1 protein-coding gene is annotated in these 451 nt (G+C 42.8%); it reads right to left on the reverse strand.

The window, feature by feature from the left end; genetic code table 11:
• Positions 1–188: 188 nt before the first annotated feature.
• Positions 189–451: hypothetical protein (locus AC1VNY_RS42665; protein ID WP_482409700.1), on the reverse strand; the 263-nt coding region annotated here is incomplete at its 5' end.

The raw sequence follows: 451 nt of genomic DNA on the forward strand, positions 1-451 counted from the left end.
GTATACACACATCCTTTGATTAGTACAGGAAGAATACTAGAAAGTCATGACAGATGTCACTATGTTCTTAACATAACTCATAATGTGCAGTTGAAATATACTGGACTCAAACAAACAAAACAAAACTTGTTACTGTCTGTAGTACCTCTTTTTGTAGGGGCGTCAGCAGGGTCGTCTGGCCGAATGTATTAGGGCGCGGCTGCCATGCGGGGAGTCCTATGTTCAATTCGCTGTAAGCCCAATGGTTTTTTTCTGTTGTGGACATAAATGAAAAATCCTAACCTGAACAGCTTCGCGGCGACTGCACTAGCCATGCGGCCATTAAATTCATCAGGCTCTTGAAATATATTCGTGGTGGTACTGGAACGTTCTTCTTCGTCTTCGAAGGCTCCATATCGAGCATTTCTTAACCACTCTTTGTGATTTGTATGTGATCTGAGCCTAAGAGCGA

Source organism: Bradyrhizobium ferriligni, assembly GCF_056837965.1.